18 protein-coding genes are annotated in these 14,263 nt (G+C 73.3%); 9 read left to right on the forward strand and 9 right to left on the reverse strand.

Annotated elements, in window-relative coordinates:
• Positions 1-278: 278 nt before the first annotated feature.
• From DN069_RS10305 to DN069_RS10315, 3 genes are read left to right on the forward strand one after another with little or no spacing between them, the layout of a single operon-like run.
• Positions 279-1,121 (forward strand): DsbA family protein, encoded by an 843-nt coding sequence (locus DN069_RS10305; protein WP_111500597.1) that lies wholly within the window; start codon positions 279-281, stop codon positions 1,119-1,121.
• The gene (locus DN069_RS10310) at positions 1,118-1,717 is read left to right on the forward strand and encodes a vitamin K epoxide reductase family protein (protein WP_111500598.1); all 600 of its coding nucleotides are present in this window, start codon (positions 1,118-1,120) and stop codon (positions 1,715-1,717) included. The genes DN069_RS10305 and DN069_RS10310 overlap by 4 nt, the downstream gene beginning before the upstream one ends.
• Before the next feature lie 53 nt (positions 1,718-1,770).
• The gene (locus DN069_RS10315) at positions 1,771-2,283 is read left to right on the forward strand and encodes a DUF402 domain-containing protein (protein ID WP_111500599.1); all 513 of its coding nucleotides are present in this window, start codon (positions 1,771-1,773) and stop codon (positions 2,281-2,283) included.
• Between the two features lie 9 nt (positions 2,284-2,292).
• Here the strand turns inward: DN069_RS10315 and DN069_RS10320 are convergent, their stop codons facing one another.
• On the reverse strand, positions 2,293-2,562 hold the full coding sequence (locus DN069_RS10320; RefSeq protein ID WP_111500600.1) for a hypothetical protein: 270 nt from the start codon (positions 2,560-2,562) through the stop codon (positions 2,293-2,295).
• 9 nt (positions 2,563-2,571) lie between these two features.
• The gene (locus DN069_RS10325; protein WP_243639071.1) at positions 2,572-2,799 is read right to left on the reverse strand and encodes a helix-turn-helix domain-containing protein; all 228 of its coding nucleotides are present in this window, start codon (positions 2,797-2,799) and stop codon (positions 2,572-2,574) included.
• A gap of 179 nt (positions 2,800-2,978) precedes the next feature.
• Between DN069_RS10325 and DN069_RS10330 the strand changes: the two genes are divergently transcribed.
• Positions 2,979-3,350 carry a DUF6221 family protein gene (locus DN069_RS10330; protein ID WP_111500602.1) on the forward strand — a complete coding sequence of 124 codons (372 nt, stop codon included), beginning with the start codon at positions 2,979-2,981 and terminating at the stop codon, positions 3,348-3,350.
• Here DN069_RS10330 and DN069_RS10335 read toward each other — a convergent pair.
• Together DN069_RS10335 and DN069_RS10340 are read right to left on the reverse strand one after the other, a co-directional pair.
• A complete protein-coding gene (locus tag DN069_RS10335) occupies positions 3,338-4,138 on the reverse strand; it encodes an alpha/beta fold hydrolase (RefSeq protein ID WP_111500603.1) in 801 nt (266 codons plus the stop codon). The genes DN069_RS10330 and DN069_RS10335 overlap by 13 nt on opposite strands.
• A 35-nt stretch (positions 4,139-4,173) precedes the next feature.
• Positions 4,174-4,521, reverse strand: a complete 348-nt coding sequence (locus DN069_RS10340) for an antibiotic biosynthesis monooxygenase family protein (RefSeq protein ID WP_111500604.1) — start codon at positions 4,519-4,521, stop codon at positions 4,174-4,176.
• Between the two features lie 200 nt (positions 4,522-4,721).
• On the opposite strand from DN069_RS10340, the gene DN069_RS10345 reads away from it, so the two are divergent.
• The gene (locus tag DN069_RS10345; protein WP_243639072.1) at positions 4,722-5,462 is read left to right on the forward strand and encodes a maleylpyruvate isomerase family mycothiol-dependent enzyme; all 741 of its coding nucleotides are present in this window, start codon (positions 4,722-4,724) and stop codon (positions 5,460-5,462) included.
• Between the two features lie 34 nt (positions 5,463-5,496).
• Here DN069_RS10345 and DN069_RS10350 read toward each other — a convergent pair whose 3' ends face one another.
• The 3 genes from DN069_RS10350 to DN069_RS10360 all read right to left on the reverse strand — a co-directional run bounded on the left by DN069_RS10350 (position 5,497) and on the right by DN069_RS10360 (position 8,887).
• Positions 5,497-7,134, reverse strand: coding sequence for an amidohydrolase (locus tag DN069_RS10350; RefSeq protein WP_111500606.1), 1,638 nt, complete (start codon positions 7,132-7,134; stop codon positions 5,497-5,499).
• Positions 7,135-7,199: 65 nt separating this feature from the next.
• Positions 7,200-7,922: a TetR/AcrR family transcriptional regulator gene (locus DN069_RS10355; RefSeq protein WP_111500607.1), complete on the reverse strand. Its 723-nt coding sequence runs from the start codon at positions 7,920-7,922 to the stop codon at positions 7,200-7,202.
• A gap of 122 nt (positions 7,923-8,044) precedes the next feature.
• Positions 8,045-8,887 (reverse strand): glycosyltransferase family 2 protein, encoded by an 843-nt coding sequence (locus tag DN069_RS10360; RefSeq protein ID WP_111500666.1) that lies wholly within the window; start codon positions 8,885-8,887, stop codon positions 8,045-8,047.
• A 246-nt stretch (positions 8,888-9,133) separates the two neighbouring features.
• Between DN069_RS10360 and DN069_RS10365 the strand changes: the two genes are divergently transcribed.
• Positions 9,134-9,673, forward strand: a complete 540-nt coding sequence (locus DN069_RS10365) for a hypothetical protein (protein ID WP_111500608.1) — start codon at positions 9,134-9,136, stop codon at positions 9,671-9,673.
• Positions 9,674-9,712: 39 nt separating this feature from the next.
• Here the strand turns inward: DN069_RS10365 and DN069_RS10370 are convergent, their stop codons facing one another.
• Positions 9,713-10,861, reverse strand: a complete 1,149-nt coding sequence (locus tag DN069_RS10370) for an acyl-CoA dehydrogenase family protein (protein WP_111500609.1) — start codon at positions 10,859-10,861, stop codon at positions 9,713-9,715.
• Between the two features lie 91 nt (positions 10,862-10,952).
• The gene (locus tag DN069_RS10375) at positions 10,953-11,639 is read right to left on the reverse strand and encodes an alpha/beta fold hydrolase (protein WP_111500667.1); all 687 of its coding nucleotides are present in this window, start codon (positions 11,637-11,639) and stop codon (positions 10,953-10,955) included.
• Between the two features lie 120 nt (positions 11,640-11,759).
• On the opposite strand from DN069_RS10375, the gene DN069_RS10380 reads away from it, so the two are divergent.
• The 3 genes from DN069_RS10380 to DN069_RS10390 are packed head-to-tail and all read left to right on the forward strand — an operon-like array spanning position 11,760 to position 14,065.
• The gene (locus tag DN069_RS10380; protein WP_243639074.1) at positions 11,760-12,716 is read left to right on the forward strand and encodes a helix-turn-helix transcriptional regulator; all 957 of its coding nucleotides are present in this window, start codon (positions 11,760-11,762) and stop codon (positions 12,714-12,716) included.
• A gap of 27 nt (positions 12,717-12,743) precedes the next feature.
• On the forward strand, positions 12,744-13,391 hold the full coding sequence (locus DN069_RS10385) for a TetR/AcrR family transcriptional regulator (RefSeq protein WP_207892119.1): 648 nt from the start codon (positions 12,744-12,746) through the stop codon (positions 13,389-13,391).
• The gene (locus tag DN069_RS10390; RefSeq protein WP_111500611.1) at positions 13,388-14,065 is read left to right on the forward strand and encodes a VC0807 family protein; all 678 of its coding nucleotides are present in this window, start codon (positions 13,388-13,390) and stop codon (positions 14,063-14,065) included. Before DN069_RS10385 ends, DN069_RS10390 begins: the two co-directional genes overlap by 4 nt.
• Positions 14,066-14,263: the final 198 nt, after the last annotated feature.

Raw genomic sequence — 14,263 nt, forward strand, 5'->3', positions numbered from 1 at the left:
GCCGCCGTGCCCGCCCGCGACGAGCCGGCGCGCCAAGGCGCGCGGCCCGCAGGAGGCGCTGCCGCGCACGGCCCCGCGCCGCGGCCCGCCGGCCCTGGCCTGGGCCCACTGAGCCGCAGCACCTTCACCTGAGCCTCGTTCGTTCCCCGTTCCTGTCGCGTCCGAGCCTCGTCAACCGCGCGCCGCCGTCGGCGGCCCCGCTGTGCTGCCTGCCCCTTAGGGCCCGTTCCCTCACCTCTCCCACCTCTTCCTGCAGTACCACCCGTGTGAGGACGGCCATGACCAGCAACAAGAACCAGCGCCCCCAGCAGCCCGGCGACGCCCGCGAGCGGCTGCGCAACGCCCGTGTCGCCGAACAGGACCGCAAGCAGCGGCTGCGCCGCGTCGGGATCGCCGCGTCCGTCGCCGCGGCGATCGCCGTCGTCGCGGTCGGCGCCGTCGTCGTGAGCAACCTCGGCGGCTCCGGCTCGTCCGGTTCCGGCGGCGGGACCGTCTCCGCCGACAAGGCGGCCAAGCAGCAGCTCGTCGTGCCCGCGCACGTGTCGAGCAGCGACAACACCGTGATCGTCTACGGCGATCCGAACGCCAAGCACACCCTCGACGTCTACGAGGACTTCCGCTGCCCGATCTGCGACAAGCTGGAGAAGACCGACGGCCCGACCATCCAGCAGCTCGCCGACAACGGCACCTACAAGATCCAGTACCACCTGGCCACCTTCCTGGACGACAACCTCGGCGGCACCGGCTCCATGGACGCGCTCGAGGTCGCCGCGGCCGCGCTGAACGAGGGCGGCCCGGCCATGTTCAAGGCCTTCCACGACGTGCTCTACGCCAACCAGCCCGCGGAGACCACCGACGGCTTCGGCAACCTGAACCACCTGCTGGACCTGGCCAAGAAGGTGCCCGGCCTGGTCACCCCGCAGTTCACCAAGGAGGTGCAGGACCGGGTCTTCGCTCCGTGGGCGCAGAAGGTCACCGACGCCTTCAACGCCAGCGGCGTCCAGGGCACGCCGACGCTGAAGCTGGACGGCAAGGCGGTCAACGTCTTCGACAACCAGGGCAACCCGATCACTCCCGCCCAGTACACCGCGCTCATCCAGCAGACCGCCGGGGCGAAGTGAACACCCGCGTCGCCGCCTCGCGCGGCTACGCGCTGCTCCTGGTCATAGCCGGCGGCCTGGCACTCGCCGCGGCGTCGGTGCTGACGCTGGAGAAGATCCGACTGCTGGAGAACCCGCACTACAACCCCAGCTGCAACATCAACCCGGTCATCGCCTGCGGCTCGGTCATGCGCACCGCCCAGGCCTCCGCCTTCGGCTTCCCCAACTCCCTCCTCGGGGTCGGCGCGTTCGCCGTGGTGGTGACCATCGGGGTCGTCGCGCTCACCGGCGTCCGCCTCCCACGATGGTTCTGGCTCGGACTCCAGGCGGGCATGCTCTTCGGCGTCTGCTTCGTCGGCTGGCTCATCGACCAGACGCTCTACTCCATCGGCGCGGTCTGCCCGTACTGCATGGTCGTCTGGGTCACGATGATCCCGCTCTTCTGGTACACCACCGTCCACAACCTCCGCACCGGCGCCATCCCCCTCCCCACCGGAGCCCGGGACCGCGTCCCCGCTGCGTCGGGCTGGTACTGGCTCCTGCCGTTCGTGGGCTACCTCACCGTCACCCTGCTGGTGCTGGACCGCTTCTGGTACTACTGGAAGACGTTGATCTGACGCGTCCCGCCCACTCGAAGGTGAGTCGCCTGGTGTGGCGCTAGTCTCCGGCCATGGAGCAACGAGAGGTTCGGGTCGTCGTCCGCAAGTTCGACGGCAGCCGGCACTGGCACCACACCATGCTGCGGCTGGGCGAGGACGAGTACGGGGTCTGGCTCGGTGCGCCGGTCGGGACGGTCTACGGCAAGGGCGAGGACCCGGCGGTCTACGTCAGTCGGGAGCGACGGGTCATGCTCTTCCCCCGTGACACCTGGTGGACGGCCATGTTCCAGGAGGCCCCCGCGCGGCTGGACGTGTACTGCGACGTCACCACGCCGCCCGAGTGGGTCCACCCGGGCGAGGTGACCACCGTCGACCTGGATCTGGACGTCTGCCGGACGCGTGCGGACGCGTCCGTGCAGGTTGTCGACGAGGACGAGTTCGCCGAGCACCAGGTGCGGTACGGCTATCCGCCGCAGGTGATCGGCCAGGCGGAGGGCGCGGCGGAGTGGCTGTCGGCCGCGCTTCGCGACGGGGTCGAACCCTTCGGCAGCCGCTACCGCACGTGGCTCGCCCAGGTCGGCTGAGTCGAGGAGTCAGAGCAGATCCCCGACGGCCACGTTCATGACGGGCCGCTCGTAGCGGAGTTCGCGGCACGGGACCGGGACGGGCTCCGGGACGCCCTGGCCGGCCGCGAGGATCTGCAGGGCGGAGACGCGGGACTCCGCCGCGGCCAGGCGCTGCCGGAGGGTGCCGTTCTCCGCCCTCAGGGCCGCGCCGCGCCGCCGCTCCTCGGCGAGATCGCGCTCCGCGTCCTGCAGGCGCTGCAGGGTGCGCTGCAGCCAGGCGGCAATCTGGTCGGACATGGTCTGCTCCTATCTGACAGCGTGGTCGTCCAAGAGGCCCACCCGGTAGCCGGCGGCGACCGCGGCCGGGGCGGTGTGCACGTCGAGGGTGCGGTAGATGCCCTGCTGGTGGGTGCGGACCGTGTCCCGGCCCAGCACCAACTCCCCGGCGATCTCGGGCGTGGTGAGGCCACGGGCCATGAGCGTGAGGATCTCGTGCTGACGCGGGGTCAGTACCGGGATGTCGTGGCGGCTCATCGCGGGGACTCCGTCCGTCCGGTCGGGGTTGGTTTCGGTTGGTCGGGCAGGTGTCTGGGTCGCCTGTCCGGCTCGCCGCCACTGTGGCAGGTGCCGCATGAGCGCGGCTGGGACTGCTCGGCGCGGCAGAATCGTGCTGTGAAGCCGAACGGTGAGCCGAGGCGGAGGACGTGGACCCGATGACCGAGCATCCGGCGGTCGCCTTCCTGCGGGCGGCGCAGGGAGTGGCCGAGGAGCGGGCGCGGGCGGCGGAGGAGCCGGCGCCGCTGCTGTGGCCGACGCATCCGGTGGAGTTCCTGCTGGCCGGTCAGGAGGTGACCACGCCCGAGACGCGGGCGGCGGAGGCGCACATCCGGCTGCACCTGCCCGACGCGGTGCTGCGGCGGATCGAGGCGGAGCGCGGGATCCTCGCGGACCACGCCAGGGTCGACCGCCGCTGTGCCGTCTGCGCGGACGCGGGCGGGCCGCTCGAGTGGCCGTGCCCGACCGTGCTCGGGCTCGCCCGTGCGTGGGGCTGGGATGCCGCCGACGAGGCCGGTCAGGCGGGGTAGACGGGGCAGGCGTCCAGGAAGTCGAGCACGAGCGGGCTCGCGACCTCGCGGAACTCCTCGAAGTAGGCGTGGCGGGCGCCCGGGATCAGGTGCATCCGGGCGTCGGGGATGCGCTGTGCGAGCAGCGGGGCATTCGCGGACGGGTTGAACCGGTCAGCCGTGCCGTGGACGACCAGGGTCGGTGCGGTGATGTCCGGCAGGACCTCCCAGGCGTCATGGCGGCGGCTCGCGACGAGGTGGCGGCCACGGGCGTACGCGGGCATGCGCGGGTCACCGGTCGTCCCGTAGGGCCCGGGGTGGGTGGCCAGCCACGCGGGCGTGTACATCAGGTCGAGCAGGGTCGCGCGGGCCGCCTGCGCGTCGCGGGAGGCGAGGGCGGTGCTGACCTCCCGGTCCCGTTCGAGGCCGTGCAGGCCGCCGGGCGTGGTGCAGCCCAGGACCAGCCGGCGGACGCGGTCGGGGTGCCGGGCGGCGACCAACTGTGCCACCCGGCCGCCCATGGAGGTGCCGTAGACGTCGGCGCGGTCGATACCGAGCGCGTCCAGGACGGAGACGACGTCCTCGGCGAAGCCCGGCGTGCTGTAGGGCACGTCGGGCTTGTCGCTGTCGCCGGTGCCGCGGTAGTCGAGCGTGACCGTCGTCCGCGAGGCGTCGAAGTCCGCGCGGACGCTGTCCCACCAGTGGTGGCTGTTCGACTGGCCGGAGAGCAGGACGAGCGGGGTCCCGGTGCCCGTGCCCCGGACCTGGTGGGCGATCCGGGTCCCGTCGGGCGCGGTGGCGTGCGGCATCTCGGGGGTGCTCTCCGGGGTGAAGACGGGGCTGGTCAGGCCGACTTCGGGCCGGTCTGCTGGACGACCTCGAAGGACCAGAGCGAGGAACCGGTCGCGGCGGGACGCGGCGCGGCGTCGCCCTCACCCTGCGGCCGACCGCTCTGACCGCCGCCGCCGTGCGCGGCCTGCATCGGGCCGGACATCCAGTTCTGGTAGTCCTCCTCGCTGCGCCACCGCGTGTACACCAGGTACTGGTCGGTGCCCTCGACCGGACGCAGCAGTTCGAACCACTCGAAGCCGTCGGAGCCCTCCACCACGCCCGCCCGGGACGCGAAGCGCTGCTCCAGCGTGGCGCGCATCTCCGCCGGAACGGTGAGTGCGTTGATCTTGACGATGCTCATGGCCCCATCTTGCCAGGCCGGGCCCGTCGGCCCGGGGAGCGGGGCGCCTGGTGGGGCGTCACCCCCGGCCCTTACGGGCTGGGGGGACGTCCCGCCTCTTCGACGCACGAGGCGGCGCATCGGTTCCCGGTTTCGTGACGCACATCACGCCGTTCCGGATCCGGCCGCCGCCGGGACGCCTCGGCCCTAGAGTGCCGCGTGTGGCAGAGGACCGACCCGAGAACCCCCCTGAGCTGCTCGTTCGCCTCGAGCATGCCGCCGCGCGATTCGCCGCCGCGGCGGACGCGCTGACGGATCGCCAGGCGCGCGAGACATCCGGACTGCCGGGTTGGACCCGGGGCCACGTGATCACCCACGTCGCGCGCAGCGCCGACGTCTACCGGTGGCTGCTGCGACTGGCGACCACCGGGGTCGAACCCGGTCCGCGCGCCGACGGGACCGCCCTCGCGCGGGCACTGCGCGAGGGCGCGGGCAGGGACGCCACCGAGCTGGCGGCGGACCTGCGCCGCAGCCTGGACGGCATGCTGGAGGCGGCGGCCGCCGTCCCGGCGGACCGCTGGGCGACGCTGGTCAGCGCGCTCGCCGGCTGGCGGCATCCGGCGTGGTTCACCCTCCAGCGGGCCCGCCGTGAGCTGGAGACCCACCACGTCGACCTCGCGGTCGGCTACGGCTCCGCCGACTGGCCCGAGGCGTACGTCGCCTGGGCGCTCGACGCCACCCTGCCCGCTCTCGCGGCCCGCGGTTTCCCCCTCGCCCGCGTCAGCGCCGTCGACCTCGGCCGCACCTGGCGGCTCGCGTCGGACGGCCCGTCCGCGTCCGGCTCCGGCCACGCCCTGCTCGCCTGGCTTGCGGGCCGCGCCGACGGCACGGGCCTGGTCGAGGAGCACCTGCTGCCGTCCCCGCCGCCGTGGCCCCAACCGCCGGTCCCCGGCTGGGACTGAGCACCGCGCGGGCGCACCGCGGACTGGCGCGGGGTCAGCTCAGCGAAGCCGCGCGGTGGGTGGGCCGGCCGGCCAGGACGGTCAGGAGGACCGGGAGGGCGGCGAGGTCGCTGTCCGGCACGGCGAGCGGGTTGTCCGCGAAGACCGTGAGGTCGGCGCGGTGGCCGAGGGCGATCCGGCCGGCGCGGGCCTCGTCGCCGGCGACCCAGGCCGGGTTGACGGTGTAGCCCTGGAGCGCCTGGAGCGGGGTCAGTGCCTGCTCGGGGCCGTGCGGCGGCAGGGAGAGGTCGCCGGGACGGCGGTGCCGGGCGCCGGCCATGACCCCGAGCGGCGGGAACGGCGCGATCGGCCAGTCCGAGCCGAGGACCACCCGCACGCCCGCGTCCCACAGGTCGCGGCAGCGGAACGCGCGCGCGGCGCGCTCCTCGCCCAGGCGGCGGGACCAGTTGTCGGTGTGGTCGGCGCGCGTGTACTCGCAGCAGTGGGTGGGCTGCATCGACGCGGTGACGCCGAGTCCGGCGAAGCGGCGGACGGTGTCGTCCGGGACGGTCTCGATGTGCTCGACGCGGTGCCGGACGTCGTCGCTCTTTTCGGCGTACGCCGAAAAGGCGCGGGCCTTCTCCACGGAGTCGAGGACGTGGCGGACCGCGGCGTCGCCGATGGCGTGGGTCGCGGTCGGCACCCCGGCCGCGTGCAACTGCGCCACGACGCGCGTGTAGGCCTCGGGCTCGGGCCAGAAGGCGTGGGTGGACTGGCCGTGGCAGTCGGGCTGCTCCAGCCACGCGGTGCCGTTGTCGATCGTGCCGTCCATGAACATCTTCACGCCCGCGACCTGCCAGAGCGCGCCGCCACGGCCCTGGAGGGCGATCAGCGCGGCCACGGCCTGCTCGTCGGCGCCGGGCTGGGACCAGGGCGCGACCCGCAGCCGCAGCCCGAGCTCGCCGCTCTCCTCCAGCTCCCGGTAGATGTCGAGGCTGTCGCCGACCGCGTCCATCGCGTGCCCGCCGGTCAGGCCGGTCGCGGCCATCCGTCGCAACACCTCGGCGGTCGCCGCGCGGATCTCGTCCTTGGTGGCCTTGGGCGCGACCGACTCGACGACCTCGCAGGCGGCGTCCTCCAGCAGCAGGCCGGTGGGACGGCCGTCCGCGTCGCAGACGATCTCCGCGGACTGCTCGAAGGAGCGCGGCCCGTCCACCCCGGCCAGCTCCAGCGCGCGGGCGCCGGCCAGCTGGGAGTGGCCGTCGAACAGGTCCAGCAGGGCCGGGACGCCGTCGAGCACCGCGCCGATCGAGGCCGCGGCGACGGGCTGGTCGCCGAAGGTGTTCGGGTCCAGGCCCCAGCCGCGCAGCCACGCGCCCGGCGCGAGCTCGCCCGCCGCTCCGGCCAGCGCCGCGCGGACACCGGCGAGGTCGGTGCAGCCGGACAGGTCCACGCCGCGGGTCCGCTCGGCGCCCGAGACGGGGTGCAGGTGGCTGTCGACCAGGCCCGGCGTGACGACCGCGCCGCGCAGGTCCACGACGGTGGCCGCGGGACCGGCCAGCGCGCGGATCTCGCGGTCGTCGCCGAGGGCGACGATCTCCCCGTGGGCGGCGGCCAGCGCCGTTTGCGGCAGGAACGTGCCGGTCGCCGGGTCGAGCAGGCGGGCGGAGAGCAGGACGAGATCGGGGTGCACGGACTGGACTCCTTCGAAGGGGTGGGGATGCGGGCGGCGCGGCGGCCGGACACGGCCCCGGCCCCTCAGGCGGTGGGGGCCGGGGGGACGGCTCCGTTCGCGAGTGGTTCGCTCGCGGCCGCGCCGTTCGCCGTGCCGCTCGCCACGGCGTCGTGCACCAGCGCAAGCAGGCTGCCCTCGGGCAGACCGAGTTCGCGCTCCGCGGTGACGACGGCCATGTTCGTGACGGCCGGCGGCCGGTTGCTGCGGTCGGTGTTCGCGTGGACGCCGAGGCCGTCGAGGACGACCAGGATCTGGATCGCCGCCACCGCCGGGTCGGCCGGACGGAACGCGCCCTCTGCGGTCCCCTCGCGCAGCAGCCGGGTGATCCGGTCGCGCCAGGCGGCCTCCTGGACGGCGACCCGCTCCGCGAGCACCGGCCGGAACCGGCTCAGGTGCCGGGCGTTGAGCCAGAGCCGGCTCATGTCGTCGTAGCGCGCTCCGGTGGCGCGGGCGAAGAACCGGGCCAGCTGGTCCAGCGCGGAGCCGGCCGGCCGCTCGGCCGGGATCAGCTCCTCCAGCTCCTCGCTCGCCGCCGTCCCGAAGGCCTCGGCCACCAGCTCCTCCGCCACGGGGAAGTAGTGGCTGATCAGGCCGGGCCGGACGGCGAGGTCCTCGGCGACCCGGCGCATGGTGATGCACTCCAGCCCCTCGGTCAGCGCGAGCGTGGCGGCCCGGCCCACGATCTCGGCCCGGCGCGCCTTGGGGCTCTTACGGACCCGCTGCTTGGCTGGGGCGCTCGACGACATGCCCCGAACGCTATTGGATGCTCGACCAATAGACAAGCCCGCCTCGTCGGCGGGCTGGGGTGCGGGTTCGTCGGCGGACCGTGAAGGCGTCATGGGTCCACCCTTCCACGGCCCCCGGTCCGTCAGACGATCGGCGGCCGGCCGGCACGGGTGAGCCGCCAGACCGTGCCCCACCGCATCGGGCGGCGCTCGCCGTGTCCGCCGCGCAGGCCCTCGGCCAGGCCGTGGAGCCAGACCCTCAGCCTGCCGGAGCGGTGGAAGCGCCAGACGCTGAGGGCCGTCCACAGCCCCAGGTAGACCGGGATCAGCGGCGCGGGCAGCCTGCGCCGGGCGACCCAGACGCGGTTGCGGGCGACCAGCCGGTAGTACGGACCGTGCCGGGCCGGATCCGTCGCCGGGTGGTGGACGTGCACGTCGCCCGCGTACCAGCCGGTGCGGCCGAGGTCCCAGAGTCGCCAGCACAGGTCGATGCCCTCATGGAAGAGGAAGAAGTGGCCCGGCCACCCGCCGACGGCCTCGAAGTCGGCGCGCCGGACCAGCACGATGCCCTCGGCCATCACCGTGACCACCCCGGGCTCGCCCGGTCCCTTGCCGCGCGGCCGCGGCACCCAGCGCGGCAGGGTGACCCCGCTGACGGGATCCACGATCCGCGGCTGCACCCAGGCGGCGTCCGGGTGTCGCCCGAACTCCGCGACCAGCCGCGCGACGGCGTCGGGGTCGGGCAGCACGGCGTCGTTGTCGAAGAACAGCAGGTACTCTCCGGAATCCGCCCTGCCCAGCACCTCCGCGCCGACGTTCCGGCCGCCCGGGATGCCCAAGTTCTCCGGCGTGGAGTGGAGTTGGACACCTTCCAGGGCGAGGTCCGGCTCGCAGCCGTTGCCGACCAGCACCACCCGCAGCTCCACCCCGCGCTGCGCCCGCAGGGAGGCCAGTGCCTCGCCGAGTTCACGCGGGCGGTCGTTCATCGTCAGCACGACTGCGTCGACGGTGGGTCGGTCGGTCACCACGGCTCCCGGTGCTCGCTGGAAGGGCTCACCGTACTCCGACGGCTCCGACCTGCTCCGACCAGGTGTCTACGCGCGCAGTCTCCGCGCGTTGACTGGACCGCTACTGACTCGACATCAGGAGTTCCTCCGCACGCTCTTCTCGTCCCCACTCGCCGGTGGTGTCATGTACGCATCTCAGAGCAACCCCAGAGAATCGGAGACGCCATGCCCGCCGCCGTTCGTCGTCTGCTCATATCCTCGGCCGCTCTCGCCCTCACCGCCGGTGGGCTGGTGCTCGGGGGTGGTTCCGCCCACGCCGCCGGGGCCACCTGCTCCCAGGACTACCTGCCGCTGCCGGACCCCAACTGCACGCCGGGCGCGCTCAACCCGGACGTCACCCAGGACACCATCGACTCCACGATCTGCGTCTCCGGCTGGACCGCCACGATCCGTCCGCCGTCCTCCTACACCACCGCGCTGAAGAAGCAGCAGATCGTCGAGTACGGCTACAGCGACACCAACCTGTCCGACTACGAGGAGGACCACTTCATCCCCCTCGAGCTCGGCGGGGCCCCGCGTGACCCCAACAACCTGTGGCCGGAGCCGCACTACGTCACCAACGGCAGCGGCACCTCCTACACCAAGGACGGCGTCGAGACCAAGCTCAAGAACGCGGTCTGCAACGGCACGGTCCAGCTCGCCGACGCCCAGAACGCCATCGCCACGGACTGGACCACGGCGCTGCAGACCCTCGGCCTCGGCTGAGGCCCAGGGTCTCTCCTACGGATCAGGCCGGACGCGGCGTCAACCGAGGTCGAGGTCGCGTCCGATGATCTCCTTCATGATCTCGGTGGTGCCCGCGTAGATGCGGGTGACCCGGCTGTCCTGCCAGGCGCGGGCGATCGGGTATTCGAGCATGTAGCCGTAGCCGCCATGGAGTTGGACGCAGGCATCGACCACGCGGCCCTGCAGCTCGGTGCACCACCACTTGGCCTTGGCGGCGTCCACGACGCTGAGCTCGCCGTCGTTGAGGGCGAGGATGCACCGGTCGAGGTAGTGCTGGGCGATCTCGATCTCGGTGGCGAGCTCGGCGAGCCGGTGCCTGATGACCTGCTGGGCACCGATGGGCTTGCCGAAGGCCTTGCGCTCGCGGACGTAGGCGACGGTCCAGTCGAACGCGGCGGCCGCCTGGGCCAGGCCGGAGACGGCGACGGAGATCCGCTCCTGGGGCAGGTTGCGGGTGAGGCCGAAGAAGCCCTCGCCCTCGGTGCCGAGCAGGTTGGCGACCGGCACCCGGGCGCCGGTGAAGACGAGTTCGGCGGTGTCCTGGGCGTGCAGGCCGACCTTCTCCAGCTTGCGGCCGCGCTCGAAGCCGGGCGTGTCGCGTTCCACGACGAGCAGGCTGAGGCCGCGGTGCGGGTGCTCGCCGGTGCGGACCGCGACGACGACCAGGTCGGCGTTGATGCCGTTGGTGATGAAGGTCTTCGCGCCGTCGACCACGTAGTGGTCGCCGTCGCGGACCGCCTTGGTGCGGATGCCGGACAGGTCCGAACCGGTGCCGGGCTCGGTCATCGCCACCGCGGTGATCAGCTCGCCCGACGCGATGCCGGGCAGCCAACGGGCCTTCTGCTCCTCGGTGGTGAGGTCGAGGAAGTAGGGCAGGCAGACGTCCGCGTGCAGCGCCGGGCCGAGGATCGCGGGGGAGACCGCGGCGCGCGCGGCCTCCTCCTGAAGGATCACGTTGTAGCGGAAGTCGGGGACGCCCGCGCCGCCGAACTCCTCCGGGATCGCGATGCCGAACGCGCCCAGCGTGCCCAGGCCGGTGAACAGGTCCCGCGGCACGATGCCGGCCTGGTCGAAGGCGGCGTAGCGCGGCACGACCTCCTTCTCCAGGAAGGCGCGCACGCTCTCCCGGTAGGCCTGGTGCTCGTCGTCGAACAGGATGCGCTTCATCGTCTCCCCGGAGCGTTCGTCGGTCCGTGGACACCGTAGCGCGGCCGGGCTCGCGCCGGTCTGGAGCTGAGGCCCCGGGGTGCGCACGCGTTCAGGAGCCGGAGGCCGCCCCGGCGACCAGATGGGCCAGCTCGGCCGGCCTGGTGAACATCGGCCAGTGGCCGGAGTCGATGTCGACGTACTCCACGTGCTTGGCCTGGGCGAGCTCCGCCACCTCGCCGCCCGCGATCCAGCCGCGGGCCTGGTCCGGGGTGAACTCCGGGCAGACCACCACCACGGGCACCTCGAAGCGGCGGTCGTCCGTCAGCCGGACCACGCCCCTGGCCACCCGCTCCGGAACCGGGATCGCGGCGGCCGCGAGGCGCTGCCGCAGCTCCTCGTCGAGGTCCGCGCTGTCCGGCCCCTCGAACGGGCCCCACCCGGGAAACGGCATGGCCCCGTCGCGGACCTCGAAGAAGTCGGCGTAGGAACCGCCGTTCGCGGCCGGGAAGCCGCCGATCAGCAGCAGCTTGGCCACCCCCTCCGGGCGCGCGTCGGCGGCCAGCCAGCCGAGGGAGCCGGCGGCGGAGTGGACCACGAGCAGCGGCTTCTCCTGGGCCGCGTCCACCGCGGCGACGACGGCCGCCACCTGGTCGCCGAGCGTGGCGGCCGCGTTCCCGTCGCCCTGGCCCGGCAGCGTCAGCGCCCGCGGGCGGTGCCCGAGCGCCTCCAGCTCCGGGAGCACCGCGTCCCAGGCGGTGCCGTCCAGCCAGAGGCCGCCGATCAGCAGGATGTCCACGGTGAGACCCACTCTCTTGTCGAGGTCGTTGGAGCGGTTGTTGCAGCCGGCGGCCATGCTAGGAGCGATTCAGGACGATCCCCTTCCTGAATGTCGAACGGCCCGCATAGCCTTGCTGCCGTGTCGACCGGAACCAGTCCCACCGCCCGTGCGCTGCGCACCCTGGAGATCCTGCAGACGCGGCCCGGCACGACCGCCGAACAGCTCGCCGAGAAGCTCGGCGTGACCGACCGCGCCGCGCGCCGCTACGTCGCGATCCTGCGTGAGGCCGGGATCCCGGTGGACTCGGTGCGCGGCCCGCACGGCGGCTACCAGCTGCGGCGCGGCACCCGGCTGCCGCCGGTCAGCTTCACCCAGAGCGAGGCACTCGGCCTGGTCATGGCCGTGCTCGACGGGCGGCCCGCCGCGACCGACGCCGAGGACCTGGTCGGCTCCGCGCTCGGCAAGGTCATCCAGGCGCTGCCCCCGGGCATCGGTGTCCAGGCGGCGGCCCTGCGCGAGCACGCCGCCGCCGCGCCCGATCCGGGCCGCGCCCACGCCGATCCCGCGATCACCAGCGCCCTGGTCGGCGCGATCGCGTCGCGGCGACGGGTCGTGATCACCTACCGCAGCGAGGCGGGCCGGGAGTGGCGTGAGGAGGTCGACCCCTGGGCGGTCGTCGTGCGTCATGCCCGCTGGTACCTGCTCTGCCACTCCCACCGGGCGGACGGCGTCCGCACCTACCGCGTCGACCGCGTGCAAGCGGCGGAGGAGCGGGCGGCGGGCTTCCGGATGCCCGAGGACCTGGACCCCGTCGCGCTGCTGGAGCGGCACCTCGGCACCGGCTGGGCCTATCCCACCCGGGTGCGGTTCGAGGCGCCGGTGGAGCGCGTCGCGCCCTGGGTCACCCCGCCGATGGGCCGGCTCGAACCGGCGGGGGAGGGGCGCTGCGTGCTGGTCGGCAGCACCAACAACCCCGCGATGTACGCGCAGGAGTGGCTGGCGGTGGTGCCGTTCGCCTTCCGGGTGGAGGAGGGGCCGGAGCTGCGGGAGGCGGTCGCCGCCGTCGTGGCCCGATTCGCCGCCGCTCTTGCCTGAGTTACCCGACCGGCGTATTTTTTACTCATGCCAGTAAACGATGGTGCCACCCGCTCCGTCACCGCGACGGCGCGGCGCGCGCAGATCATCGCGGCGACCATCGAGACCATCGCCGAGCTCGGCTACGGCCAGGCCTCGTTCGCCCGGATCGCGGAGCGGGCCGGGCTCAGCAGCACGCGGCTCATCTCGTACCACTTCGCCGGCAAGGACGAGCTGATCCAGGCGGTCATCGCCGAGGTCTACGGCGAGATGGCCGGCTTCATGGGCGAGCGGATGCGCGAGGCCGCGGATCCTCCGGCCGCGCTCGCCGCCTACATCCGCGGCGTGATCGCGTTCATCGCCGCGCACCGGGCCCAGATGGACGCGTTGATGTCCGTCTTCCTCGGCCACAGCGCCGAGGAGGGCGGCAAGACCACCGGGAGCGGCGAGGACGACGAGTTGGGCGGGCGGCGGGCCTTCGCGCCGCTCCAGCAGATCCTCGAGTCGGGCCGACGCAGCGGCGACTTCCGGCCGTTCGACACCTTCGTCATGGCCGCCACGGTCCAGCGCTCGCTGGACGGCCTGCCGTTCCTGCTGCGCACCGAGCCCGGCCTGGACCTCGACGCGTACGCAGAGGAGCTGGTGGTCATCTTCGACCGCGCGACCACGGCCGGGCATCCAGGGGGCGTGTCATGAGGAAACGTCAGTTCCTGCGCTTCGTCGTCGACTTCGCCGCCCCGACGGCCCTCTTCTACGTGCTGCGCGCCCTCGGGGTCGGGCTCTACCTGACGCTGGTGGTGTCCGCGGTGCTGCCGGCCGGCTTCGCGATCCTGCGCTGGCTGCGGTCCCGTGAGCGGGACGGGCTGGCGATCTACATGCTCTCGATGCTGGTGCTCAGCGCGCTGGTCTCGCTGATCAGCGGCAGTCCGCGGTTCCTGCTGGCCCGCGAGGGCTGGCTCACCGGCGTGACGGGCCTCTGGTTCATCGCCTCGGTCCGGGCGTCGCGCCCGCTGGCCTTCCACTACACCCGGCCGATGCTCGAGGGCCGCGGCCGTCTCGCCGACATCCCGGGCGACTGGGACGAGTTGTGGCAGCGCATCCCGCGCTTCCGGCGGATCTGGAAGGTGGGCAGCGTCCTGTGGGGCGTCGCCCTGCTCGGCGACTCCGTGGTCCGGGTGGTCATGGCCTACACGCTGCCGGTCGACTCCGTCCCGGCGCTGGGCACCGCGCTCTATGTGGCGACGTCGGTGGTGCTGATCGTGATCACCAACAGCTACTACATCGTCAGCGGCCTCTACGACAGTCGCTCCCCCCTCTACGATCCGCTGCGCGCCGAGGGCCTGCTCCCGGCCACCACCGCCCGGGCCTGACGCGGCCGTCTCAGCGCTGGTCGGCCGCCGGCAGGTCGACGGTCACACGGAGCCCGCCGGCCGCGCGCGGCACCGCTCCTGGGTTCTCCCGGCCGACGGCAGCGACCACCTCCCGGTGGCGGCGGACCTCAGCTGGTGAGTCCTGAAGAAGAAGCCACGGTCCTTCGGGCCCGCGCCGTCAGGCGACGGCTGCTGCGC

Origin of the sequence: Streptacidiphilus pinicola, assembly GCF_003258295.1 — a bacterium.
In the GTDB taxonomy this organism is placed as follows: Bacteria; Actinomycetota; Actinomycetes; order Streptomycetales; family Streptomycetaceae; genus Streptacidiphilus; species Streptacidiphilus pinicola.

Coding starts and splice junctions, on each gene's coding strand:
- DN069_RS10305 (WP_111500597.1), top strand. CDS start 279: ATGACCAGCAACAAGAACCAGCGCCCCCAGCAGCCCGGCGACGCCCGC.
- DN069_RS10315 (WP_111500599.1), top strand. CDS start 1,771: ATGGAGCAACGAGAGGTTCGGGTCGTCGTCCGCAAGTTCGACGGCAGC.
- DN069_RS10320 (WP_111500600.1), bottom strand. CDS start 2,562: ATGTCCGACCAGATTGCCGCCTGGCTGCAGCGCACCCTGCAGCGCCTG.
- DN069_RS10325 (WP_243639071.1), bottom strand. CDS start 2,799: ATGAGCCGCCACGACATCCCGGTACTGACCCCGCGTCAGCACGAGATC.
- DN069_RS10330 (WP_111500602.1), top strand. CDS start 2,979: ATGACCGAGCATCCGGCGGTCGCCTTCCTGCGGGCGGCGCAGGGAGTG.
- DN069_RS10335 (WP_111500603.1), bottom strand. CDS start 4,138: ATGCCGCACGCCACCGCGCCCGACGGGACCCGGATCGCCCACCAGGTC.
- DN069_RS10340 (WP_111500604.1), bottom strand. CDS start 4,521: ATGAGCATCGTCAAGATCAACGCACTCACCGTTCCGGCGGAGATGCGC.
- DN069_RS10355 (WP_111500607.1), bottom strand. CDS start 7,922: ATGTCGTCGAGCGCCCCAGCCAAGCAGCGGGTCCGTAAGAGCCCCAAG.
- DN069_RS10360 (WP_111500666.1), bottom strand. CDS start 8,887: ATGAACGACCGCCCGCGTGAACTCGGCGAGGCACTGGCCTCCCTGCGG.
- DN069_RS10365 (WP_111500608.1), top strand. CDS start 9,134: ATGCCCGCCGCCGTTCGTCGTCTGCTCATATCCTCGGCCGCTCTCGCC.
- DN069_RS10370 (WP_111500609.1), bottom strand. CDS start 10,861: ATGAAGCGCATCCTGTTCGACGACGAGCACCAGGCCTACCGGGAGAGC.
- DN069_RS10385 (WP_207892119.1), top strand. CDS start 12,744: ATGCCAGTAAACGATGGTGCCACCCGCTCCGTCACCGCGACGGCGCGG.
- DN069_RS10390 (WP_111500611.1), top strand. CDS start 13,388: ATGAGGAAACGTCAGTTCCTGCGCTTCGTCGTCGACTTCGCCGCCCCG.